The following is a 6,561-nucleotide window of genomic DNA, read 5'->3' on the forward strand; positions in this document are numbered from 1 at the left end:
GGTGGCGAACTGCGCGACTCTCCGAGTCGCAAAAGCTCGGCCCAGTTCGCCGCCCCAATTCTGTCGGGTTCGGGCTGCGCGCTCCGGGGGTGGACCAAAGGCCCAGCGCGCAGGCCCGGCGGTTCTACGAACCGCAAAAGCACAGTCCCATTCACCGCCTCCCATTCTATTAGGTTCGTCCTCGGCGCGCCTCCACCGCGCCGCTAATGCGTCGCTCTCGCCGAGGACGGCGACCTAAAGGTCGCACAAGCACTGCCCAAAGTCCCCCTCTCATTTTATCATCACATTCTGTCGAGTTCGGCCTGTCGCCCATCTCTCCGAGCGGCAAAGCCGGCGACCCCAAAGGGTCGCAAGAGCATAGCTCATTCGTCCTCGGGCCCGCCTACGGCGTTCGCTACGCTCCGAGGACGGCAATTCTTCTGGAATCGCGCTATTCGCTCTCATCCGAGAGTAAAACCCTAAGCACGGCCAACAGCTCGGCCCAGCGCGGCTCAAAAACCGGTTGCGGTTTTCGAGCCCAAAGAACTGTCACAGCCCAAAGCACAGCCCAGTTCTTTGCCCCGTGTGCGCCTCACTGCGGCTCCGCTTTCGCTCCGCCGCATTTCCGTCGCCCGCTGGGATTTCATCTCGATTTTGCTCACCGCAAAACGAGTGAAATCCCTTATTTACGCGGGCGGGCGACGGAGTTTTCGTGAGTGGGCAAATTTTTCCGCGCGCCGGGGGAAATCCTGTCAAAACGCGCAAGCACATTTTGACGATTTCCCTATTTAGGCGTGGCGCGCGAGCAACTGGAAAGTAATAACGGCCGCGCGCCATGACGCGAACGCGTCGGCCGCGCGGGCCCCACGTCCCGTGGACGGGAAATGCTGCCGCATTTCCACTGGCCGCCTCTACCCCAACACTCGCGCCCCCCTCCGCCCAAATCCCCCCGACAGCCCCGCCAGACAAAGCGCCTCATTCCTTCGCGAAGCCCCCGATCCGGAGCCGCCCCCGCTTCGGTTCCAGCTCCGTTTCGACAATCCCCGTGAGCACATCCGGCCCATCGTCGTGCGCATTCGCCCGGAACACCCTCCGAAACCCCACCACCTCCGCCGCCAGCTCCGGCCATCTGCGCTGCCAATCCTCCGGGAAACGGATCATCCGCTCCACCGTCGGCGCATACGTCAGAATCCTCGACTCCTTGTTTCCCGCCTGGTGGAACATCCGGAACGTACACCCCCGCATCCCCTCCTCCCTGAGCCTCCGCTCCACCGCCCTTCCGAACCCCCTCCCCCCGTTGTTGCTCTCGATATACGCCACCGTCGTCCCCTCGCGCGCCAACATCTCCGCCACCTCACGCTCCGTCCTCTCCATCGGCTCCTCCGAGTAGACCACCCCCGTGACATAGCACACCCCGTCCGCCCCCACCGCATAACAGATCGAACAGAGCCGATCCCCGCCCGTATCCGCCGTATCCGTATAATTCGCCCTCCGGACGATCCGCTCCGGGAGCCTCGCATACGTTTCGAACCCACCGTACAGGAGCCCCTCCCTGACCACCGGATTCCCCTGAAACAGCGCCTCGAAGAGCACCGGTTCCGTTCCCCTCCTCTGCCTGAGCCACCCCACCGAATGCCTCTGCGGCCAGAGCGCCTCCCCCCTTTCCCTCGGATCGATCTGCGTCGACGGCGAACTCTTGATCGCCTCGAACACCACCGCCACCCACCGCTCCGTGCCGACCCCCCCGATCTGCTCCCACCTCGTCGGTACCACCACCCGCTCCACCCGCATCATGCGACCGATCAAGTCCTCCTCGTGCCACCTCGTCGACACCACCAGCTCCTGCGCCCCATCGTGCAGCCTCGTTCTGACCACCGCCTGATACCACTCCCAGACCCTCTCCCTGACCCTCGGCGAATTGGCCTCCAGCATATTTTTGTACAAATCGTCCGTCACCATCACATCGACCCTGTTCCCCGTGAGCGACCCCGCCCTTCCGACCATCCTCACTCCCCCCTCTCGTCCGACGCAATCGAACTCCTGCAACGTTCTTCTGGCCGTTCTCTCCCCCCTTCTGTCCCCACCCGGCACCCCCTTCAGCCTCGTCCACGGAAAGATCCTCCCATACGCCTCCCCCTCCATGACCCTCTGCACCTCCCGTCCGAACCTTCCCGCCAGCGCGAACGAATAGGAAGCGACCGCCAGCCTTCGATCCGGATTCCGTCCCAACAGGAACGCCGGCAACAAGACCGCCGCCCCCCTGCTTTTCCCGTGCTGAGGCGGCACACAGACCATCATCCGTCGGATTCTCCCCTCCGCAAACTCCCCCAGGAGCCGGTAATAGGCCTCATGAAACGGGCTCCACTCCATATCCGGCGCCACCTCCCCGACAAACTCCCGGAACGATCTCCTGGCCCTTTCCCACCTCGGTTCATCACGCCCGACCACCAGTGTTTCGTTCCGCCTCGTCCCTTCGATCTTTTTCTTTGGAATACTTTTTTCTTCTTTCAAAACATTTCTCCCGCTTTTAGCACATTCCCCAACTTCTCCACCTCAGCCGTCACCGCACATCCCCCTCTTTCCCTCCCGAACCTCCACCTCTCCTCCGCCCTCTTTCCATTACTTTTCCCATTCATTAACACATTTCTTTCTCTTCCGTTTTCCAATAACCGACCTTTCCGCTCCCTCCCTTTCGCCCCGGGCTATCGCGCTCGGGATACGGGCGCGCTGAGCAGCGTCGGCGACCACGGTTTCAGCTGGGCTTCCACGGTCAGTGGTACCAATGGCATGAGCTTGGATTTCCACGTGACGTGGCTCGATCCCAGCAGCACGTACTGCCGCGCCTACGGTTTTCAGTTGCGTTGCCTCTCGGAATAAACGGGGGAGTGCGCGCGGTGGGCAATAGGCTGGAGCTGCCCCATATAGCTGAACTTTGTGCGGACGGACGCCCGGGAGGTATCGCAATTTTCGACGCGGAGCGGCGTGTTGCGGGCCTCCCGAGGGGAGGCGTCCGGCCCGCGCGACCCGTTGGGTCGCAGAAGCTCGGCCCAAATTGCGGCCAACAGCACAGCCCAAATCGGCCAAGTTCGGCCTGTCGCCCCCCCCCGAGCGGCTTCGCCGCTGGGCGACAAGGCCGGCGACCCTAAAGGGTCGAAAAAGCACAGCCCAAAAGGTTAACCCAACTTTCCGCCCATTCGTCCTCGGTTCAAGCGGGTCGCCGCCAGAAGGAACGCAATTGAACTTGCGCTAAGGCAATTGCCTTAGCGGGTTGAAGCCTGCGAGGCCCAAAGCACCGCCCCAATTTTCCGCCCCGTGTCAGCCTCACTGCGGCTTCGCTATCGCTCCGCCACGCTTGCCGTCGCCCGCGGCAATTCTGCCGGATTGGCCACGTGCCAACCGGCAGAATATGCCCTTTTAAGCGGGCGGGCGACGGATTTAGGGGCGAGGTTGGGGTTTTCGCGCGCCTTGCGCGATTCATTCTATTTCGGCTCACCGCCAAAATGATTGAATCGCTTCTTTAGGCGGCGGCGCGCGTTTGTCCTACAGGAGGGTACTGCCCTCGGGCCGGGCAGGCCCCGCGTGCCCGCGGCGGGCAAATGACAGCCTCTACCCCGTTCCCTGTCCGCGCGCTGGCGGAAATCATTCAAACGCGTGTTTCGCGTTTGAATGATTTCCTACTCCAGCTGTCGCGCGCGGTCTGATCACTGCCCCGGATAGAACTGTTCTTTCTGTGAACAGAAAGAACAAAAAAAACTTTAGAGCGCGTCCCTAAAGGGATGCTCTGGCCGGGTCTACCCTAACAACCTCGCCCCAACTTCAACCCCATCTCTGTTTCGTGCGCGGGGATCGCCTTTTCGAAAGGAAAACATAACTTTGTTCCTACAACTAATCCAACTTCAACAAACTCATGAACAAAACTCTCTTTTGCGCGGTGCTCGCCGTGCTGACGGCGGCTGGAAATGCAGGAGCTGCTCCGAAAACCAAAGTGCTGCCGAGGATGAACTACTTCACCGAACGGGATTCGGTGGCGACGATCATCGTCACGGGACAGCAAACGCCCGAACGGGCGGCGCTCGATGACAGCGAAGCGGCGGTGACGCTGACCAAACAAGGGAAAAATACCTATACCCTACCCCTCGACGCGCTTAAAACGGGGGACAATACGCTGCGGGTGCGGGTCGGAGACAGTACCTACGCGGTGAGGCTCACCCGGCTGCCGTACAAGGACAACGGCGTGCAGATCGACTACCTAACGGGGGTGGTGCGGGCCGAAGGGCTGCCGGTCATTCCGAGCGGATTCTACTGCTACTCGCCGGTGCAGCCGACGCTGGCCGAAGAGGAGGCGGTGAGGGGGATGAACCTCATCTCGCCGTACCAGAATATCGGTAAACAGCCGCGCAAGGAGCGGATCGCCTATCTCGACCGGGCGGCGCAGCTGGGGATGCAGGTGAACTACAACCTGCTGAGCATCGCGGGCGGAGGCGGGGGCGCCAAGGCCGCATCCACCGACAAGGCCAAGAAAATGGAGCTGCTGCGCGACGAAATCCGCGCACTGAAAGACCACCCGGCCATCCTGTCGTGGTACGTGGCCGACGAACCGGAGGGACAGGGCATATCGGCGGAAACCTTAGAGGAGATTTACGACATCATCCGAGCCGAAGACCCGTACCATCCGATCACGCTGGTCATTATGTCGGCGGGACCGGGACGACACTATGCCAATTCGTGCGATATCATCATGGCGGACACCTACCCGGTGCCGAACTCGGCGGCGGCGGATGTGATCGGTACGATCCGCGGGCTGCGCGAGGAGTTGCAGTTCGAAAAATCGATCTGGTACGTGCCCCAGACGTTCGGAGGAGCGGAGTTCTGGACGCGCGAGCCGACGCCGGCCGAAATTCGTATGATGACGTGGGGGGCGGCATTAGAGGGGGCGCGGGGGTTCCAGTCGTTTATCCGACATGGGCTCAACGGGTTCCCGAAAAATCAGTTCATGTGGGAGACCTATGCCAAGACGTGTCGCGAGATTCAGGAGCTAACGCCGTTCTTCGAACGGGGGACGGAGCGGACGCCGCGGGTGGCTTCGGCGGCGAAGTTGGAGGCGCGGACGTATACGTTGGGCAAACAAACGGTGGCGGTGCTCCTCAACCCGGGAGCGGAGGCGGCGAACTATAAGCTGGTGTTGCCGGATACCTTCAACAGGAAGGCGTACGACCTGTCGGACAACAGTGTGCGGGAGGTGGTGAACGGGACGATCGACGGGATGCTGGCGCCGTTCGGGGTGCAGATTTTCAAGCTGTTCGCCGACCCGGCGGAGGAACGGGCTTTTGCGGGTGACAACCGGCCGATGAACGGAAGCAATCTGCTGATCGACCCGAGTTTCGAATGGCAGTACAGCGTCTCGGGCAATGTGCCGGCGGCGGTCTACGGCAATGCCGGGAAAGACCGGGGGGCGACGTATGCGATCGATTCGCGGGTGGCGTTTCACGGGGGGCATTCGCTGCGGATGATCACGCCGAAATCGGGACAGGGGGCGTCGGTCAGTTTCTACCCGCTGCCGCTCCAGCTGGGCAAAAGCTATATCATGACAGTGTGGGCGCGGGCGTCGGAGGCGGCGATCAACCGGCTGAAAAAGGGGGAAAAGATGCGATTCCGGCTCAATTTGGGAAATATCGCGTCGCAGGAGTTCGAGTTGACAGACAAATGGACGAAGTATGAGCTGAGCGCGACTTATACGAAGGCGGCACGCGAGGCGAGGTATCTGAATTCGTCGCTCACGCTGCTGACGGAGGGAACGGCGTGGTTCGATTTGCTGGAGGTGGTGCCGGACATGGATTTCTCGGTGGCGCAGGACGCGGATGACCCGCGGAGTTTCCGGGTGACGATGAACAACCACATTCCGGAGGGGGTGATCCACTACACGCTGGACGGTTCGGAACCGACGGCGGAGTCGACGCTTTACACGGAGCCGGTGAAGATCAGCGATGTGCGGGTGGTGAAGGCGCGGGTCTTCGGGCCGGACGGGCGCAGCTACGGGGTGACGGAACAGCAGGTGGCGGCGCACAAGGCGCTGGGTGCGGGGGTGACTTACCTGAAGCCGTACACGAAGTATTCGGGCGGGGGCGACGGGGCGCTGACGGACGGCCGTGTGGGAGCGTTGCGGTTCGCGGATCCGGCGTGGCAGGGCTTTATCGGCAACGATCTGGAGGCGGTGATCGACCTGGGGGCGGCGGTGCCGGTGGAGCGGATCACGGCGCAGTTCCTGCACTCGAAAGGGGACTGGATCGTGCCGCCGACGTCGGTGGAGTATCTGCTCTCGACGGACGGGGTGGCGTTCGAGTCGCTGGGGGTGATCGAGCTGGGCGAGGCGAAGAACGAGCCGACACACAAGGTGCCTGTCTCTAAGGACAAAATCGGCAAAACGGCGCGTTATATCAAGGTGATTGCGCGGGGGCACGGCAAGATGCCGGCTTGGCACAGCAAGGATGACGCGTGGCTGTTCTGCGACGAGGTGATTGTGGAATAGCGCGGCCTGATCTTTTGGCGCGAAAGAGAGTCGGGCGTATCCTCTTCGGAGGATAC

2 protein-coding genes are annotated in these 6,561 nt (G+C 62.0%); one reads left to right on the forward strand and one right to left on the reverse strand.

Translation table 11 applies throughout. The features are described from left to right. Positions 1–954 precede the first annotated feature (954 nt). On the reverse strand, positions 955–2,490 hold the full coding sequence (terL, locus tag QZ302_RS08025) for a phage terminase large subunit (protein WP_294594297.1): 1,536 nt from the start codon (positions 2,488–2,490) through the stop codon (positions 955–957). A 1,396-nt stretch (positions 2,491–3,886) separates the two neighbouring features. On the opposite strand from terL, the gene QZ302_RS08030 reads away from it, so the two are divergent. Further along, entirely contained in the window at positions 3,887–6,505 is a 2,619-nt protein-coding gene (locus tag QZ302_RS08030) for a chitobiase/beta-hexosaminidase C-terminal domain-containing protein (protein ID WP_294594298.1), read from the forward strand. The last annotated feature ends 56 nt before the right edge of the window (positions 6,506–6,561 follow it).

This window comes from uncultured Rikenella sp., assembly GCF_910579375.1.
Lineage (GTDB): Bacteria > Bacteroidota > Bacteroidia > Bacteroidales > Rikenellaceae > Rikenella.